The organism is Enterococcus sp. AZ063, assembly GCF_051715045.1.
Lineage (GTDB): Bacteria > Bacillota > Bacilli > Lactobacillales > Enterococcaceae > Enterococcus_D > Enterococcus_D casseliflavus.
This window is the reverse complement of sequence record NZ_JBIOTA010000001.1, coordinates 213,568-230,001: the sequence shown is the minus strand read 5'-3', so window position 1 is coordinate 230,001 and position 16,434 is coordinate 213,568. Positions and strand designations below refer to the sequence as shown.

Annotated in this window: 19 protein-coding genes; 1 reads left to right on the top strand and 18 read right to left on the bottom strand. The window is 43.8% G+C overall.

Annotated features, from left to right (window positions below; all coding sequences use genetic code 11):
• Positions 1-18 precede the first annotated feature (18 nt).
• The 18 genes from agaV to IGK61_RS00960 all read right to left on the bottom strand — a co-directional run bounded on the left by agaV (position 19) and on the right by IGK61_RS00960 (position 15,298).
• Entirely contained in the window at positions 19-501 is a 483-nt protein-coding gene (gene agaV / locus IGK61_RS01045) for a PTS N-acetylgalactosamine transporter subunit IIB (RefSeq protein ID WP_005226769.1), read from the bottom strand.
• A gap of 19 nt (positions 502-520) precedes the next feature.
• Positions 521-796 carry a preprotein translocase subunit YajC gene (yajC, locus tag IGK61_RS01040; protein ID WP_008376459.1) on the bottom strand — a complete coding sequence of 92 codons (276 nt, stop codon included), beginning with the start codon at positions 794-796 and terminating at the stop codon, positions 521-523.
• Between the two features lie 2 nt (positions 797-798).
• Positions 799-1,230 carry a PTS sugar transporter subunit IIA gene (locus IGK61_RS01035; protein WP_074536647.1) on the bottom strand — a complete coding sequence of 144 codons (432 nt, stop codon included), beginning with the start codon at positions 1,228-1,230 and terminating at the stop codon, positions 799-801.
• 458 nt (positions 1,231-1,688) lie between these two features.
• Entirely contained in the window at positions 1,689-2,441 is a 753-nt protein-coding gene (locus IGK61_RS01030) for a DeoR/GlpR family DNA-binding transcription regulator (RefSeq protein ID WP_074536662.1), read from the bottom strand.
• A gap of 159 nt (positions 2,442-2,600) precedes the next feature.
• A complete protein-coding gene (gene rpiB, locus IGK61_RS01025; protein WP_074536645.1) occupies positions 2,601-3,041 on the bottom strand; it encodes a ribose 5-phosphate isomerase B in 441 nt (146 codons plus the stop codon).
• Positions 3,038-3,700, bottom strand: a complete 663-nt coding sequence (locus IGK61_RS01020) for a ribulose-phosphate 3-epimerase (RefSeq protein WP_074536644.1) — start codon at positions 3,698-3,700, stop codon at positions 3,038-3,040. Before IGK61_RS01020 ends, rpiB begins: the two co-directional genes overlap by 4 nt.
• A gap of 27 nt (positions 3,701-3,727) precedes the next feature.
• Positions 3,728-4,192: a PTS sugar transporter subunit IIA gene (locus tag IGK61_RS01015; protein WP_074536643.1), complete on the bottom strand. Its 465-nt coding sequence runs from the start codon at positions 4,190-4,192 to the stop codon at positions 3,728-3,730.
• Between the two features lie 14 nt (positions 4,193-4,206).
• A complete protein-coding gene (locus IGK61_RS01010) occupies positions 4,207-5,580 on the bottom strand; it encodes a PTS transporter subunit EIIC (protein WP_016609112.1) in 1,374 nt (457 codons plus the stop codon).
• A 14-nt stretch (positions 5,581-5,594) separates the two neighbouring features.
• Positions 5,595-6,539, bottom strand: a complete 945-nt coding sequence (locus IGK61_RS01005) for a sugar phosphate isomerase/epimerase family protein (protein WP_074536642.1) — start codon at positions 6,537-6,539, stop codon at positions 5,595-5,597.
• Between the two features lie 422 nt (positions 6,540-6,961).
• Complete coding sequence (locus IGK61_RS01000; protein ID WP_074536641.1) at positions 6,962-7,558, bottom strand: alpha/beta hydrolase; 597 nt, start codon at positions 7,556-7,558, stop codon at positions 6,962-6,964.
• A 13-nt stretch (positions 7,559-7,571) separates the two neighbouring features.
• Positions 7,572-8,180, bottom strand: coding sequence for a flavin reductase family protein (locus IGK61_RS00995; protein WP_008376465.1), 609 nt, complete (start codon positions 8,178-8,180; stop codon positions 7,572-7,574).
• A 17-nt stretch (positions 8,181-8,197) separates the two neighbouring features.
• Positions 8,198-9,091, bottom strand: a complete 894-nt coding sequence (locus IGK61_RS00990) for a VOC family protein (RefSeq protein ID WP_074536640.1) — start codon at positions 9,089-9,091, stop codon at positions 8,198-8,200.
• A gap of 13 nt (positions 9,092-9,104) precedes the next feature.
• Entirely contained in the window at positions 9,105-10,067 is a 963-nt protein-coding gene (locus IGK61_RS00985) for a ring-cleaving dioxygenase (RefSeq protein ID WP_074536639.1), read from the bottom strand.
• A gap of 10 nt (positions 10,068-10,077) precedes the next feature.
• On the bottom strand, positions 10,078-10,506 hold the full coding sequence (locus IGK61_RS00980; RefSeq protein WP_010748593.1) for a MarR family winged helix-turn-helix transcriptional regulator: 429 nt from the start codon (positions 10,504-10,506) through the stop codon (positions 10,078-10,080).
• A gap of 301 nt (positions 10,507-10,807) precedes the next feature.
• Entirely contained in the window at positions 10,808-11,872 is a 1,065-nt protein-coding gene (locus tag IGK61_RS00975; RefSeq protein WP_074536638.1) for a bifunctional transcriptional activator/DNA repair enzyme AdaA, read from the bottom strand.
• Positions 11,873-12,167: 295 nt separating this feature from the next.
• On the bottom strand, positions 12,168-12,680 hold the full coding sequence (locus IGK61_RS00970) for a hypothetical protein (RefSeq protein WP_015508786.1): 513 nt from the start codon (positions 12,678-12,680) through the stop codon (positions 12,168-12,170).
• 12 nt (positions 12,681-12,692) lie between these two features.
• A complete protein-coding gene (locus IGK61_RS00965; protein WP_074536636.1) occupies positions 12,693-13,799 on the bottom strand; it encodes a glycosyltransferase in 1,107 nt (368 codons plus the stop codon).
• A gap of 11 nt (positions 13,800-13,810) precedes the next feature.
• Positions 13,811-15,298: a phytoene desaturase family protein gene (locus IGK61_RS00960; RefSeq protein ID WP_074536635.1), complete on the bottom strand. Its 1,488-nt coding sequence runs from the start codon at positions 15,296-15,298 to the stop codon at positions 13,811-13,813.
• A 553-nt stretch (positions 15,299-15,851) separates the two neighbouring features.
• Between IGK61_RS00960 and IGK61_RS00955 the strand changes: the two genes are divergently transcribed.
• Positions 15,852-16,229, top strand: a complete 378-nt coding sequence (locus IGK61_RS00955) for a DUF7006 family protein (RefSeq protein ID WP_074536634.1) — start codon at positions 15,852-15,854, stop codon at positions 16,227-16,229.
• Positions 16,230-16,434: the final 205 nt, after the last annotated feature.

Genomic DNA, 16,434 nt, shown 5'->3' with positions numbered 1-16,434 from the left:
TCCTTCCTTACCTCTGCATTACTGAAATAATTTCTTTTCATCTTCAACAGGTGTCGTTGGAACCCGCTGGATCACTAATTGCACCCCCATTTCCTTCAGTTTTTTAAAGGCATCGACATCTGCTTCATCGACGGCAACTGTCGTAGCAACCTGTCTTTTCCCTTCTGACATATGCATATTCCCAATGTTCAGTTTCTTGATCGGCACCCCACCTTCAGCTAATTTCAACGCATCTTGCGGATTTTCAACCACCATGAAAATCTTTTGTTTTGGCGATGCTTTATGAATGATCTCGATGGTTTTTTGAAGCGAGAAATACCTCGTTTGGACGCCAGCTGGCGCCGCCATATCCATCAACCCTTGTCTGACTTTGTCTTTGGCGACCTTATCATTTGCCACTAAAATTAGATTTGCCCCCAACGTACCGTTCCATTGGGTGGCAACTTGCCCATGAATCAACCGATTGTCGATTCGCGTCAATAAAATATTTGGTTCTCCCATAAATATTTCCTCCTTTTATTTACTGCATGATTTCTGCAACCGCACTACGTTCTACTTCGATCACCGTTCCCGATTTCACCCTTAGATCCACTGTCTCTTTCCCAAGTGCTTGAATCTCCCCAATAATGCCGCCGTATAATTTGATTTTCTGCCCCTTTTTCAAGGACTGCTGCAATTCAGCGAAATAGCCTTTTTGCTTTTTCAGATGTTTCCCATTCAAGAAAGACGAGACCGCCAAAAAGAGAAAGAGAAAAACAAGTACCACGATTGAGGCTGCTAAGATCATTTCCCACATCGTTAAATCCCTTCTTCCTCATTGATTTCCTCATGGCCTTTGATCTTTCCGTGAAAAATACCGGTCTTGCCAATCTCTGCCAGCTCTTGGCAAAAACGCTCTGGATCAGCTGCTGTATATCTAGTCAACGAACCTTCCACTAGCATCAGCAGATTGCTACCGCCGATGACCTCGACTTGCGGGTCCTCATTGGCAGCGGTCATCGCAACATTAAAAGGGGTCCCGCCCACAAGGTCTGCACAAATCACGACCCCATCACAGGTTTCCTTTAATTGATCGATTGCTCCTTGCAACTCTTTTTCAAAGTCAGCTAACGGATTTTCCTCTAAAAACGGCACTGTTAGAAACTGTTCTTGCGGCCCTGCAATCATCGCAAGCGCATTTTCCATCCCTTGCGCAAATCCTCCATGACCTGTTAAAACCAAACCAAGCATCTTATGTCCTCCCCTTACTCTCAACTGGTAGTAACCACATATCCAATATAAACGCTTTCATTTTGTCTGTCAACAAAATTTTTGTTTTTATATAAAAATGTCTTTGTTATCTTTAAATACGAAAAATAGCGCCAAAACAATGATTTTAAAACAACAAACCACTTGATAAAGGTATTGAAATTCATCAATAGTACGATAACAACGTTATTTTTAACTAATAAATCCACTGATTTTTGCGCCCTGGTATCTAAAGAACCATGAGTCACTCCACCATTCACCGATACAACAATCAACGTTGTTAAATAAAGGAACTATCAACAAATTTGCTGCCTTAATAAAAAAACCAGTTAGGTATAATCCCTAACTGGTTTTGATCATCGCCAAACTCATTTTCCATTATGCGTTTTATTAAATTGTATTTCCAACATTACCAATACCACTCAGATGCCATCCTGTTTTTAATTCGGATAGATGATTTGCGTCAGTTCTCCAATCTTATCGTTATAAGCATCAGAAATAATGACAACGTCTTCTGTACTAAAAGCTTTTACCGCGGCGACTTGTCCATATTTCGAGCTGTCACACAATAAATAGGCGGTTTTGGCATTATTTAGAATTTCACGCTTTTTGTTCGCCTCTACCAAGTTGGGGGTGCTTACACCTTTTTCAGCATCAATACCATTAGCACCTAAAAAAGCCGTTTGAAAGTTAAACGTTTGTAAATTTGCATCCGTCAATGGACCATTCAAGGATGAAATAACGGGATTGTATCGGCCACCAAGAAGTAAAATCTCGGCAGGAGTTTCTTGTTGAATTGTAAAGACACTCGTATTGGTAGTAATAATCGTGATTTTTTTATTAATGATTTTATGCAGTAACGCTGTACAAGTCGAACCAGAATCTAGGTAGATCACATCGCCATCGTGAACCAACTCAGCAGCCAAAGTAGCGATCGCTTCTTTCTCTTGGGAATACAAAGCAGCCTTAGCTGCAATCGGCATTTCGGAAGCCGTTGAACAAATCTTCACTGCGCCACCAGCCAACAATTCAACCCTTCCTGATTTTTCTAATTCTTTTAAATCCCGCCTCAATGTTGAGATAGAAACAGTAGGCAAAATGCTTTGCAATTGCTCTATTTTTAACAGTTCATCTTGAGCCAAAGCTTCTAAAATTCTTTCTTGTCTTTCATATGGAATCATAGCAACCTCCATTAATTGGTCAACTTCACTTTTTTTCAAATTATACCATACTTTTTCTCTTGTCATGAGCAAGGACTTTCATTGTTCGTCAATTTGATCTCGATTATAAAATAAATTTCTCATTAACAAAAAAAGACGAGGATTCGCTAATGCGAATCCTCTAACCTTTGATCATTCTACTTCTAACTGACCAATCATTCCTACCCGTTTTTGGTGACGACCACCTTCAAACTCAGCAGCCAGCCATTCCTTAGTAATCATTTTCGCTAGTTCGATGCCCACGACGCGCGAACCAAACGCCAGTACGTTGGTATTGTTATGCTCTCTTGAGAGCTTAGCACTATAGGGTTCGCTGCACACCACGGCTCGGATGCCCTTGATTTTGTTGGCAGCAATTGAGATACCAACCCCTGTGCCACAAATCAAGATTCCCAAATCACACTTTTGGGTTACCACCGCTTCTGCAACAGCCGCCGCATAATTGGGATAGTCAACGCGTTTAGCACTTTGTGTCCCAAAATCTTGTACCGTGTGCCCCAACGACTCCAAATAAGTAATGATATCAGTTTTTAATTCAAACCCAACATGATCACAACCGATTGCTAGTTTCATGCTTGATCCTCCTCTTTAAATATTGAAATCAGTTCTTGATACGATTCTTCTTTTCCAAAAAGAGCGGAGGTCCCTAAAACAAACCCATCAACGTCTAAGGCGCTTAAGCGAGTCATTACGGCAGGCGAAATCGCTCCATCTGCCATCAATTGGTAGGAATAACGTTCCTTAACTGCAGCAAGCTGCTTTATTTTCCCTTCCACGTGTGTCAAATATGCTTGACCTGAAAAACCGGGATCAACAGTCATTACCATCACGTAATCGATCAATGGCAGCAGTTCTTCGATCATTGCTACACTTGTTCCAGGATTGATGGCGATTCCGGCTTGTTTTCCCTTTTGCTTGATTTTGTTGATAGTTCTTGTAGGATGGCGATCTGCTTCAGGATGAAAATAAATGATATCTACACCCATATCCGCAAATTTCTCTACATGCGCTCCCGGATCTTCAATCATCAAGTGGACATCAACTAAGGTTTCTGACCATTTGCAAATAGCTTCGATATCTTGAAGTCCCATACCAAAATTTGGAACAAATCGTCCGTCCATAACATCAAGATGAAAAATATCGATTTTCGCCGCTTGTAAAGCGGCAACCTCGTCCTTTAGCATTGAAAAATCAGCACACATCATAGATGGACACAAGATTTTTTTCTTCAAAACACTACCTCCTGTCAGCAAATGCTCTCACTCATTAATAACGCCAATCGCTTGTCCACAACGCCCTTGCTTCTCTGTCATCACTAAGGTTCGCTGTGCGGAATTAGTGAAAACAACGATTACATCCGTTTCTTTGCCCTGTGATGCCAAAAACGGAAAATCAACTTTTGCCAGCACACTCTCGGCAGTAACTTTGTCACCTTCAGAAACTTTGGTATCGAACCCTGCGCCATTTAGCTCCACAGTATCGATCCCAATATGGACTAGAACTTCTAAGCCATTTTTGGCTTTTAACGAAATCGCATGTTTTGTAGGAAACACAGAGACCACTGTTCCTTCAATCGGTGCTGTAACAAGATCATCTGTTGGTACCACAGCAAACCCATCGCCTAATAGTTTGGTTGAAAACATCTCGTCCTCCACTTGTTCAATACTTTTCACCACACCCTTAGCTGGTGCGTAAATAACATTTTTCTTCTTAAATAGACCCATATTCCCCCTGCTTTCTACGCCAATGTCTCGTCTCGATTGGTAAATACAAATGCTAAGACTGCTGAAACCACCATTGAAATCAGTAAACCGATCATCGCTTGTATGAAATTCGAGGAAGTTGAGCCTACAAAGGCGGGAAAAGTGGTGACACTACCAAAGACAAAGGCATTCGTTACAACTTGCATCAACCCTAAATAGGCACCACCCACAGCACCACCAATAATTTGCGCTAAGAAAAGTTTTTTATTTTTTACAAGTAAGCCGAACAAAGTAGCTTCGATAATCGCTGATAATGCGATCGTGACTAAGCCAGTTAAAGCAAAGCTTCGCAGTTTTTTATCTTTCGCTTTAAAGTAAACGCCAATCGTTGTACCTATCACGGCGAAGTTGCATGCAAAAGTAAAAGGAACGATGTAATCAAAGCCATAGGTCGAAACGTTATTGATCATGATTGGATTGACTGCCCAGTGGATGCCCAAACTTACGAGAACACTCCAACCACCACCAACTAAGATTCCAGTTAGCACACTACTACGCTCGATCAACCAATTCACCACATTAGCAACTGCTTCGCCACTATAGACCCCGATTGGTCCAATAACGATCACTGTCAATGGAACCATAATCGCTAGTGAGACTAACGGAACGACCACTAATTTTAAAGTCTCCGGTATGTGTTTGTCTAAGAATTTGTAGAGATATGAAAAAGCCCAAATCGAAAGGATGATTGGTACGACAGTCGAATTGTAGTTCATCAAAACGACTGGAATCCCAAAGAACTCCGTCGTTGCACCGTTGCCTGCTCCTCCCATCAATGCAATAAAATCAGGATTGATTAACGCAGCCCCGATCAATGCCGAGATATACGGGCTGGCACCAAACCGCCGCGCCGAAGTAAACGCTAACAATACGGGCAAGAAATAAAATACACTCATAGAAGCAACAAATAAAATCGAATAAGTGCCGCTGTCTTCACTGATCAACCCGAGCTGAACAAACAAAATCAGCAGTCCTCTTAAAATCCCTGAGCCCGCCAAAACTGGGAGTAGTGGCGCAAAAATAGCAGATACGGCAGAAAAAATATTGCTGATAATACTGCCAGAAGCTTGTTCTTCCGTGGTAGGGCTACCAGAACTTTCGTTACCTTTAACTAACGGCTCAAACTCATCATAGAGCTTTCCAACTTCTGTCCCAATCAAAAGCTGGTACTGGCCCGCCTTATTAATGACATTGATCACTCCGTCGATATTCTCGACGGCTTGATCATCCGCTTTTGCGGTGTCATGTAACGTTAGGCGCAACCGGGTGGCACAATGTGTCATATTGCGAACATTTTCCGCTCCGCCTATTTTTTCTAAAATATTTTTTGCCATCACTTTGTAATCCATCTTCCCCACTCCTTTTATTTTGATTGATTTGTTGGTGACAAAAATTCAAGCAGCAACTGATTGGCTGCGACTGCATCGTTTTGATCGATCACAGCTTGAATCGCAGCCAAGCCTACGTTATCGATCATTTGATCCATTTGCTTGATCATTTTCATGTTTTGTTCGCACTCTTTTGATGCATGTTCAATTACAGGGAACGTATCAAAATAAATCACACCATCATAGTTATGCTTTTTGACATAATACAAGAATTCTAATGTTTTGAAGGGTGTTGCTGAACCGATCATCAATCCATCGTCGTTTAACCCATACCCATCATTCAGATGCACACCGTATAATAACCCTTTTCCAGCGAACAGATCCGCAGCAAAAGCAGGGTTTTCGTGTTTCATTAGCATGTGGCAATAATCAAGGGTCACACCTACATTTTTGCGGTTGATCTCATTAAGCATCATTCCAGTGATACCCATACTATCAATGAACGCATAGGCTCTTGGTTGAAATGGTTTGTACTCGATACTGATTTTCAAATCTGGTGCGTAGTCAGCAATTTCAATAAAGGCATCTCGAATCTGATTCCAAACCTTTTGGTAATTGATTTGAAAACTATAGTCAAAGCCATCAAAACCAAGCCAAATGGTTACGACTTCTCCACCTGCTGCACGACAATAATCAGCAGCTTCTTTGCATAACGTTAAGGCATGCTGCGCAACCTGTGAGTTAGCATTGCCTAATTCACCGTTGATAAATTCTTCTCTAAATCGCAATGCAACACCATTCAATTTCAAATCAGCTTGTTCCAATCTCTCTTTCATTTCAGAGGCAGCCGTCCCACCGACGTGCTCCGGATAATTTAAATCTACATAATCAAGCCCCAATTCTTTGAATGCGCCAAATACATTGTCTAAATCATTTTCGTAAATTGATAAAAATGAATTGATTCTCGTTGCTAATTTCATCTTCATTCTCCTTAGCCATTTATTATAGACCCAGAATAGCACAAAATTTTTTCATTTACAACCACTTTATTTCATATTATTTCAAATTAATTCACTAAGAAGCATTGCTTTTGTTGAAAGAAATACTTCAAAAAAGTGATTTTCAAGCATCTATTTTGTTAAAATTCACTTTTGAAATCATTTGAAATAAATTGATTTTTTATGGATTATTTTAAAACACATTGTCTTGATTCACTGATTATGCTGATTTGACTCTATTCGTTTCAGAAAAAGGATTATTTGGTAAATCCTTAGTGGGCTGCTATTGAACTAGGCGCCCCTAGTAATGTATCCCCTCTCACTCTTTCGAATTGTTTTCACGTGAAACAAAAAAACCTAACCAACCAGCAGGATCGCTGTTTGATTAGGAAAGAGGCACTGCTTTATTGTTCGGTCAACCACTTGCGCGAGTGTTCGACTTCTTCATACGTTAACTGATGACTTGGGGTCCAAACGGTTGAAAGGACTGCACCCCGGGAGGTGAAGATCTCTTGGACGTAAGCACTGTCAGCTAGGGAAACGATCGGGTCGTTTCTGCCAAAACTCAGAAACACATGAGTGTCAGGCAAGGAATTCGTCGGTAAATTCTCGACTGGATACATGGCGTGGTAGAGGATCGCTTTTTTGAAGTGGTCGCTATCATTTAGTAATAAGCGAATGGCAATGTTGGCGCCATTGGAATAACCCACCAGTACCACTTGGGCTAATGAAAAGTTGTATTCTTTGGCGGCTTGCCGAATGAAATCGGCTAATTCGTCGCCGCGAAGTGCTAAGTCGGTTTCATCATACACCCCTTCAGCTAGACGTTTGAAGTAACGAGGCATGCCGTTTTCTAAAACGTTCCCACGAATACCTAATAGTGATGCTCGGGGATCAAGGGCTTTGCCTACTTCCAGCAACGACTGTTCGTCGCCACCAGTGCCGTGGAGCAGCACCAAAGCTGGTGCATCGGCTGCTCCTTGTTGGTAGATTGCTTTCATCGAAGTTCCTCCTTTAACTTGGTCGTTTGATATCGAAAATCTCCCCAATCGTTGCGTAAGAATTTCCCGCTAGCCGGCTGACTGCTTGTAACGCACGGGGATCGATCTTGCCGTCTTGATAGACATCCTCTGCAATCTGGTAGCCGACGACTTCCAACAATAAGAGATCGGCAGTGGTCTGCTGGTCTTTTTTGATGGGTACGTGCTGATGCAGAATCGTTTCTAGGCGTACACTGGCTTCGTTCAAGCCAGGAACGGCAATCGTTTTCGATGTCGTTGTGGTAAACCCAGAAACCGTCAACTCGCTTTGGTCTGCGGGCAATAATGCCGCGGTTTTATTGGCCTCTTGGACATTTGTTTGATCCAAAATATGCACGACGGCTTCTTTCGTCGCCAACAGATTGCGGGCGGTGTCTTTCAGTTCCCCCTCTTTGCGCTGGATAGCCAACGAGAGGATCACGGGTTCTGAGCTGACGATGTTAAAAAAACTGAATGGGGCGATGTTGACGATACCATCGGCTGATTGCGTACTGACCACTGCCACTGGCCGTGGAATGATGGAGCCAATCAGTAGTTTATAATTTTCTCGTTGGGTCAAATCCTTGGGATCTAAATAGTGCATACAGCGTCTCCTTTTTTCTAAACCGATAAGTCTGGCAAGCGATCCTCGATCTCTACACGGCGGCTTTCAAATTGGGCTGGCAGCATCAACTGCTGTCCTAACGTTTCTAATGGTTCATCAACTAAAAAGCCTGGGGTTTCTGTTGCGATCTCAAAGACGATGTTGCCCCGCTCTTGGAAATAGACGGCTTTGAAATAGTTGCGGTCCTTGATTTCAGTGACTCCGTATCTTTGATCGTACAAGTACTCTTGCCACTCTTTTTGCACTGCTTCCGTTGGCACAGACCACGCGATGTGATGGACGGTGCCAACACCCCAGCGTCCTGCTGGCAGTGCTTCATGGGGCACGACGATCTCATGAGCGAGGGTGCCTGCGGTATGAAGATGGGTGCTTTTCTCTGTTTTGTTAAAAATGTTCAGTCCTAGATCATCTGCCAGCGTTTGAATGGTCGCTTCTGGTTGTGCCGAAAGCAAGACGGCCCCATGAAAGCCTACAATCGCTGGTGTTTCCGCCGATTCTTCGGCTTCGACTAACGCCAAAGACAGGTCATGCTGATCATGAAGTTCTAAAGTTGGCCGATCAAACAATGTACTTTCTTGGACAGTTACTTGATGTTTCGCCAAATGTTCTTGCCAATAGGCACTGCTGCCTTTAGGAATACGAAAGGCGATCGTGCCGACTTGTCCGCTTCCTACTCGTCCAGGATGGGCATTTGCCCAAGGGAAGAAAGTGATGATGGTCCCATTTTCTAACGCTTGATTGCTGTAATAAAGATGATACGTGTAGGGATCATCAAAATTGACGGTTTGTTTGACCAGACGTAACCCCAACACGTCACGGTAAAAGGCAACGTTCGTTTGCGGATCGGCTACGATGGCTGAAATATGGTGGATTTGTTGAATGGGTTGCATACTATGTGCCTCCTTAGGCGCGTTTTGTATTGAAGGGTTTGATGACTCCTTCGATGTATTCACGGCGATTTTCTAAAAATGGTGCCAATGATAAGGACTCGCCCAATGTTTCATACGGCTCATCCCCCATAAACCCTGGTTCATCTGTCGCTAGTTCAAAAAGAATATGGCCGATGCGCACATACAACGACTCAAAATAGTAGCGATCGACATAGCCAGAGTTGGCCAATCCCAAGTTATCAAAGACTTCTTGCCAGACTGCTAATGAGTCATGGTGGGCTAAGCGAAAAGCGACATGATGCACTTCGCCGTCCCCTTGTTGTGCTTGTGGGCTCGTGGTATCTTCCACTAAAACGATTTGGGCGCCATTGCCGCCTTCACCGACTTCTAACAAATAGCGATTGTCTACTTGATCAATGGTTTTGAAATCAAAGACGGATTCCAGTAGTCCTTTGAAATCTGCCAAATAAGAAACAGACATTTCAACAGGACCTAAGCCGTAAATCGCAAATTCAGTAGGAACGGGTCCTTTTTTCCAAGGGATACCAGCTTTCACGCCAGTATTGTGTTCATCAGAGATCAGTTGATAGGCTTGCGTATCAAAATCCCAAAAGCGCAACACTTTTTTCCCAAATTCGGTGGTGATTGCCTCGTGTTTTACCTCAAATTCATCAAAGCGTGCGGCATAATAATCAAGGGCTGCATCACTGGGTACTCGAAAACTGGTGCGGGTGATCGAGTTGGTTCCTTTGCTACCACGAGCGGTATTGGGAAAATCAAAGAACGTCATGGTCGTTCCCGGTGTACCTAAATCATCCGCAAAGTAAGTATGGTACGTATAAATGTCATCTTGATTGACTGTTTTTTTCACTAAACGCATCCCTAACACATCTGTAAAGAAATGGTAATTCCGTTCCACATCACTTGTCATAGCCGTCACATGGTGTACCCCTAATAATTGGTCTTGTTTTCTCATTTTCTTTTCCTCATTTCTGATCGTAAGTTATTTTTCGTAAAATTGTTTTTAATTGTTGCAATTCTTCACTGCTAAGTTCGGAAAAACTCGCCGCAATCTTTTGTGCATGACTGGGAAAAATTTTCTCCATCAACGCCCTGCCTGCTTCCGTAATACTGACGTATGTTACCCGTTGATCTTCTTGGCTAGGTTCCCGTTGCACGCAGCCTTTTTTGACTAATTGATCGACCACGTAGGTTGTGGAGCTGCTGGCGATCAAGATTTTTTCCTTGATGGCTTGCGTCGTATGGGTGCCTTTATGGTAAAGCAATTCCAGTACGGAAAACTCTGTGATATTTAAGCCATAACAACGGACATCTTTTTTTGCCACTTGTTCCAAACGACTTGCCGTACGCAGCAAACCGATGTATGCTTTGAGCGCTTCTTCTTGATGCGCCATTTTCCTCACCTCTTTATTTCGAATTCGAGATAATCATAACTTACTTTTTGTAAGTTGTAAAAGGATATGCTTTGGGTATTTAAGAAAATAATTCATTGCTTATTTTTGTAAAGATAAAGAACACTTAGACACTAACGACGGTCCCGCCTTTTCTCTATGAACCCGCCAAATCTAAGAAAAAAAGCGGAACTCATGAAAGGTTCCATAAGTTCCGCTAAATATATATTTCAATGAAAAGGATTCGATCCATTCCATGTACTGATCGATGAAGCGCTGATTCCCACGCATAGTTATCTCTTTTTCAAACCTTTACAGTCGGCTGCACCTGCTTTTCCAAAGCCAGCAACCACTTTTTGCGTTCGACACCGCCGCCATAGCCGCCGATACTGCCATCGCTATTGATGACACGGTGGCATGGAACGATCAACGCCAATTGATTTTTTCCGTTGGCATTGGCAACAGCTCGGGTGGCTTTTTCATTGCCGATTCGCTGTGCCAATTGTTTGTAAGAGTATGTTTCTCCGATCTTCATCGCCAACAGCTGCTGCCAGACGGCTTTCTGAAAATCGGAGCCGATCAATGCAATTGGTATCGTGAAAACAGTTCGATTTCCTTCAAAATATTCCGTCAGTTCTTGCTTAAGCTGCTGGATGATTGCTGTTTGCTGGGGAATGATCACTGCATTCAAGCGGCTTCTCAAAACAGCAATCTCCGTTTCTAGCCCTCTGCGATCCACGAATTCTAACAAGTAAAGCTGCTGCTGGTCGCTGATCGCCAACATCGACCCCAGCTTGGTCTCAAGCCAAGAAGAAGAAAGAATCGTTTTTTCGCGGCTGTTGGAAGGCAACTCCCCCATAATCCGAGAAAACGCATCTCGAAAGCCGTTGCCAGAATCGAAACCGGCTTCTAATTGCGCTTGGATCAGCGGTTCTCCTTCACGAATCTGCTTAAACGCTAATCCTAAGCGGCGTGCACGGGAGTATTCGATAAAGGTCATGCCAAAATATTTTTTGAATTGTCGGCGTGCGGTATTGGGATGGATCGCTAGTGCTTCAAAATCTTTGTCGGTCCACTTTTTCTCTGGGTTACTCTCCACGGCTTCCACCAGGCTTTTCACGTCAGGGGATAAGTGGCTAGGCGAGCTGAGCGGGCGACATCGTTTGCAGGGACGATACGCCGCCAGCAGCGCTTCTTGTGCCGTCTGAAAAAAATCGCAATTTTTTTTGAGCGGTTTTTTCGCTGGGCAGGTGGGACGGCAAAAGACGCCGGTGGTTTTTACCCCAACGTAAAAAATCCCTTCATATTGGGAATTTTTTTCAATCAACATGTCGTAATAGTGGTCCCGTTGTCGGCTATCTTCAATCACCTTGCGTATCCCTCCCTCTTTTCTACACTTACAAAAATACTTCGTGCCTGTCCAAACACACGATCAACCAATGCAGCAGTCTGCAATGGCAGTTCGAAAATTTGCCCACATCCTTCTGATGACATACGATCACCCTTTCCTTTGAATGACCTTAGTGTACAAAAAATGGACTTGGCACATCCCATAAAAATTAACACCAATTTTTTAAAAAGGATCGAAGGCAGTTGCCCTCCGATCCTTTTGATTTCCAGTTTGCCTATTTTTCAGCGAATCTTAAAGCGGCACCTACAGGAACCTAGACCGTCGCCTTCTGCTTGACTTGCAGGGCACTTTTTTTCCGCAAGACTCGCTCCAAACGGGGGCGATTGTAGCGTTGGATCATGATGAATGGGCAATTAGCCAATAACGCATAGACGATCATCACCCAGCCCGCCCACGCAGGATTCCAGAGGAAAAAGAACGGTGCTGGAACCATCAGCAGCCAATGGGTCAGCTCTGCTCGGCGTGTCTCAATGACGAATTTTTCCAGATAGTCCTTTTGCTGTTGAGCCAAGCGGGATTTGTCAAAGCCTTTTTTGGCAATCACAGTGCCGTCGGGCAATTTGTCTTTCCACTGACGAATACGAAACACCTCCGACCAGATCCTACCGCCTTTTTCAAAGGCAAAAGAACGGAACCAGTTGGCATGACGTTCAAAAAAGGCATCGCTGACTTTGCGCAAGCCAAAGGAGATGCCTAGATGAAACAGCAGCCAAGCCAAACTGTCTGTAATGAGCAAGAGCAGGGGAGATAAGGTGATCAGCGGCATGTGCATCGCCTCCTATAAATTGATTTTGCGTCCTTTCCAGGTCACGGATTTCAACAATTGGGTTTGGATCCACGACCAACCAAATAAGCCTAGGAAAAAAAGAAAGTAACATGGGAAAAAAAGCAGCAGGATTCGGTTGAAGTTGCCGACACGGCGGGCAAAGCGCAGAGTTTGTCCAAAATAAGCAGCATAAAAAAGCAGTCCTAGCCAAAGCGGTTCCATCAGAAATGGTGCCGCCAGTACCCCAATGCCGCCGCTGATCCACAAGATGACGCCCGCCATAATCAAAGGGTGAGTGGATTGCGAAGCAGTGGCAAAGTCCTTCGTCCAGCCTTGAACAAGTTGACGAACACCAGCTGGATACATCCGAAAGGCCACCAAGTCTTTTCCACCATACAAGGCGATCGGCAAGCGTTTTTTCTTAAAGCGTCTCGCTAATGCTAGATCATCTAAGATTCCTTGTGGCATGTCCTGATGTCCATTGGCTTGAAGGTACGCAGTTTTGCTGCACAAAATACACGGACCAAAGGCGCCGCCAGCTGAGAGTTTTTCGCCTACGATAGAAAAGCGGTTCAACCCGACAGGTAAGACGACATTAAAGACGGCAGACAGTTGTTCATACAGGCGCTTCGTTTGATGATAGGGCTGCACCGAGAGCAGTCCTTGTCCCGATCGCTCCTCATACGCAGCGAAAAGACGCTCTAAGCCATCTTCTGCTAGAAAGAAGGTATCGGCATCCAAAAATAATAGATACTTGCCCACCGCTTGTGAGGCGCCTAACCAACAAGCCGCCGCTTTCCCAGCAGAATCAGCAGTGGTTTGCAAGACCGTCGCACCGAAGCCCTTGGCACAGGCGATCGTCTCGTCTTCCGATCCGTCATCAACCACCAAAATCTCCACAGGATGAAGGGTTTGCTGCTGCAAGGACGCCAACAATTGCGGCAAATTTTCTGCTTCATTGCGGGCGGGAATGATGATCGACAGTTCTCCCCTCTCCGTCAAGTCTTTGGATGCGGCTGTCTCCTTGCGGGTGGGTATCGTCGGCAGGCGGAAAAAAATCAGCCAGCCTGCCAGCCAAGCAACGCAAATACCAGCGAGCAGCAGGTACACAGTCATCATCCTTTCTTGTCTTAGTGTTCTCTTTGGGTGATCATCTCACTGACTTGCTGGCCACTGAGGGTCACCATCGGCATGCCGGCACCTGGATTGACCGTACCGCCAACGAAGTATAGATTGTCGTAGCGTTCGCTGTGTTTCGGGTGTTTAAAGCCATGATTTTTCTTGCGATTAGAGACCGTGCCGTAGATGGCACCGCGATGTGACAAATAATTCTTTTGGATGTCTTCGGGTGTCCAGCGGTCTTCATACACGATGTGCTTACGTAGATCCGTTAAACCCATGTTTTCCAGCTTGATCAAGATCCGTTCACGAAAAGCATCGTATTCCGCTTCCGTAAAGGGCTTATCCTGCAAATAAGGGATATGAGGCAAGATTTTGATGTTCTCATGCCCTGCCACTGTTTGCGAAGGATCGGTTTTGTTGGCATTGACCAAATAGATCGTTGGATCTTCTGGCAGCTGATGCTGATGGAAATTTTGATCAAAGTTTTCTTTTGAGGCATTTGAAAAGAAAAAGTTGTGATGGGCCAATTGCGGATAGGAGGTTTTGACCCCTAAGTGCAAGACAAAACCAGAACTTGCTGGTTCAAATTTTTCTTCCAGTTTTTGAGTAAAGGTCGGCGCTTCTTCTAACAACTCTTCATAGGCCGGGATCACTTCCATGTTGGAAACAAAATAGTCGGCTTCGATCAACGTGCCATCATCCAAACGAGCGGCACGAATCTGTTCCTGTTCAACGATCAATTTTTCCACTTTGTGTCCCGTGTGGAAGGTCACACCGATCTCTTTTGCTAAGCGAACGATGCCTTCGGCTAAACGATGCATCCCGCCTGGCACGTACCAGACACCTTGGGCATGCTGCATATAGATCATCATGTTCAAGACGGCTGGAGCGTCATAAGGAGATGAGCCGACATACTTGATAAAATAGCTCAGCATGTCTTGCAGCTGCGGATTGCTGACACGTTTTTGAATGGCATCATGCATCGAAGAGAAATAATCAAAGCCTTTCAGCGCTTTGATCACGCCATGATACTTCAAGATTTCTTTCGTGGTATCTAAGCCTTTCTCAAAATAGCCTTTTTCTGTGATTGCATAAATCTTTTGCGCATAGTCCAAAAAGTCTTGGTACTCGGCCATGTCTTTTTCCGACAAGTGCGGGTTTTCCTTTGCCATGCGTGCAAGATCGCCATAGAGATCGATCTTTGTTCCGTCAGGAAAAAAGGAGCGCCATTCCAATGGCAATCGGCGAATCGCAACATAATCCGCCATATCGCGATTGCTGCCAGTAAATAACTTTTCGAAAATCTGCGGCATCGTCAAAATCGAAGGACCTAAGTCAAAGCCGAAGCCGTTTGTTTCCAGTCGGTTCAACTTGCCGCCTAAGTGTTGATTTTTTTCATATAATGATACATCAAAGCCATTTTGGGCTAATGAGACCGCCGCTGATAGACCACCAAGTCCGCCGCCGATCACTACAACTGTTTTTTTCTCTTTCATTGAATTGCTCCTCGTTTGCTTTAATGAACGACCCTATTTAGCCAAACCTTCTCGTCAAAACTGACGGTTGCGTCTCACTGCAACTGCGTGTCTTGGCACTGTTTTGGCATTGGCAGCTTGAATCAAAGGATCGTTTTTCTAGATAATTCTATAGTATCACACCTTTGAAAAAATGACGGGGATGAGCCTATCGGTCAACTGATGCTGTTTTTTTTCTCAACCATGATTTAAGCAAATGAAAAAACAACCCGCTGGCAAAGAATGGAAACCCAGCAATCTCGCTCATTTAAGAAATATTCTTTTTATAACAATAATTACCAGAATATTTAAACTTTTTTGACGTTAATACCAGCGAAAAACAAATCTTCGTATGGTTACGAAAAAACGCGTTTGAGCCGATTTGGAATATCCTGTACATTGGATGTAGCGAAAGTCCTTCCCCCAATCATAAAAAAACAAAAGGGCCTTCTCAATAAGACATTGCTTAACAGTGACTCTTTTTGATAATGACACGTATTGTCGCCTTTTCCTAACACTTATAAGGAGTATTGATATGAACTTAAAAACGATCCAATCAGCCGAAGAATATTTAAACTTTTTTGACGAAGAATTTATCCACTCGCCCTGTTCTTATACACACCCAAAAATCTTTAATTTTTATCTCTCTTTGCGCCAACGATTCTTAGCGATCTATGAACAAGACGAGGGTACTTTTTTCGAAAAAATGTCGTTGCTATTAGATATCGACGCACAACTGCAAATACTAAAAGAACTTTATGTTTTAAAAATTTCTTCTCTAAACGAGTATACGGAAGAAGAAATCATTCAGCTGACGGTCAAAGACAAAACCTGTTTCTATCGGGAATTGACCGGTCTTCAGCTAAACCAAAAGGCGCCTTGGAGTTTGATTTACTTAAGTGAAGCCCAATGATTCCGCCCAAATCGATCGATTGAATTGAAAACTGCTGGTTCCAAAGGCTTGCATCCGTACCTGATGCACTCCCCACTTCCCCTCCCCACACTCCTGCACAGCTGCGGAAAGTCAAGCCATTAAAAAAGAAAGCATCTTTCCTTACGTCTGTCTATGCAGTGAAGGAAAAATGCTTTCTTTTCATGTAAAAGGCCCTTTCTAGCAA

What these genes read in the sequence shown, in the direction of transcription:
- IGK61_RS01030 (WP_074536662.1), bottom strand. Translation starts at nt 2,441, where the DNA reads ATGGAGGTTGCTATGATTCCATATGAAAGACAAGAAAGAATTTTAGAA.
- IGK61_RS00980 (WP_010748593.1), bottom strand. Translation starts at nt 10,506, where the DNA reads ATGGCGCATCAAGAAGAAGCGCTCAAAGCATACATCGGTTTGCTGCGT.
- agaV (WP_005226769.1), bottom strand. Translation starts at nt 501, where the DNA reads ATGGGAGAACCAAATATTTTATTGACGCGAATCGACAATCGGTTGATT.
- IGK61_RS01015 (WP_074536643.1), bottom strand. Translation starts at nt 4,192, where the DNA reads ATGGGTCTATTTAAGAAGAAAAATGTTATTTACGCACCAGCTAAGGGT.
- IGK61_RS00965 (WP_074536636.1), bottom strand. Translation starts at nt 13,799, where the DNA reads ATGATGACTGTGTACCTGCTGCTCGCTGGTATTTGCGTTGCTTGGCTG.
- IGK61_RS00960 (WP_074536635.1), bottom strand. Translation starts at nt 15,298, where the DNA reads ATGAAAGAGAAAAAAACAGTTGTAGTGATCGGCGGCGGACTTGGTGGT.
- IGK61_RS01010 (WP_016609112.1), bottom strand. Translation starts at nt 5,580, where the DNA reads ATGGATTACAAAGTGATGGCAAAAAATATTTTAGAAAAAATAGGCGGA.
- IGK61_RS01005 (WP_074536642.1), bottom strand. Translation starts at nt 6,539, where the DNA reads ATGAAATTAGCAACGAGAATCAATTCATTTTTATCAATTTACGAAAAT.
- IGK61_RS00970 (WP_015508786.1), bottom strand. Translation starts at nt 12,680, where the DNA reads ATGCCGCTGATCACCTTATCTCCCCTGCTCTTGCTCATTACAGACAGT.
- IGK61_RS00995 (WP_008376465.1), bottom strand. Translation starts at nt 8,180, where the DNA reads ATGCACTATTTAGATCCCAAGGATTTGACCCAACGAGAAAATTATAAA.
- IGK61_RS01000 (WP_074536641.1), bottom strand. Translation starts at nt 7,558, where the DNA reads ATGAAAGCAATCTACCAACAAGGAGCAGCCGATGCACCAGCTTTGGTG.
- rpiB (WP_074536645.1), bottom strand. Translation starts at nt 3,041, where the DNA reads ATGAAACTAGCAATCGGTTGTGATCATGTTGGGTTTGAATTAAAAACT.
- IGK61_RS01035 (WP_074536647.1), bottom strand. Translation starts at nt 1,230, where the DNA reads ATGCTTGGTTTGGTTTTAACAGGTCATGGAGGATTTGCGCAAGGGATG.
- yajC (WP_008376459.1), bottom strand. Translation starts at nt 796, where the DNA reads ATGTGGGAAATGATCTTAGCAGCCTCAATCGTGGTACTTGTTTTTCTC.
- IGK61_RS00955 (WP_074536634.1), top strand. Translation starts at nt 15,852, where the DNA reads ATGAACTTAAAAACGATCCAATCAGCCGAAGAATATTTAAACTTTTTT.
- IGK61_RS00985 (WP_074536639.1), bottom strand. Translation starts at nt 10,067, where the DNA reads ATGAGAAAACAAGACCAATTATTAGGGGTACACCATGTGACGGCTATG.
- IGK61_RS00990 (WP_074536640.1), bottom strand. Translation starts at nt 9,091, where the DNA reads ATGCAACCCATTCAACAAATCCACCATATTTCAGCCATCGTAGCCGAT.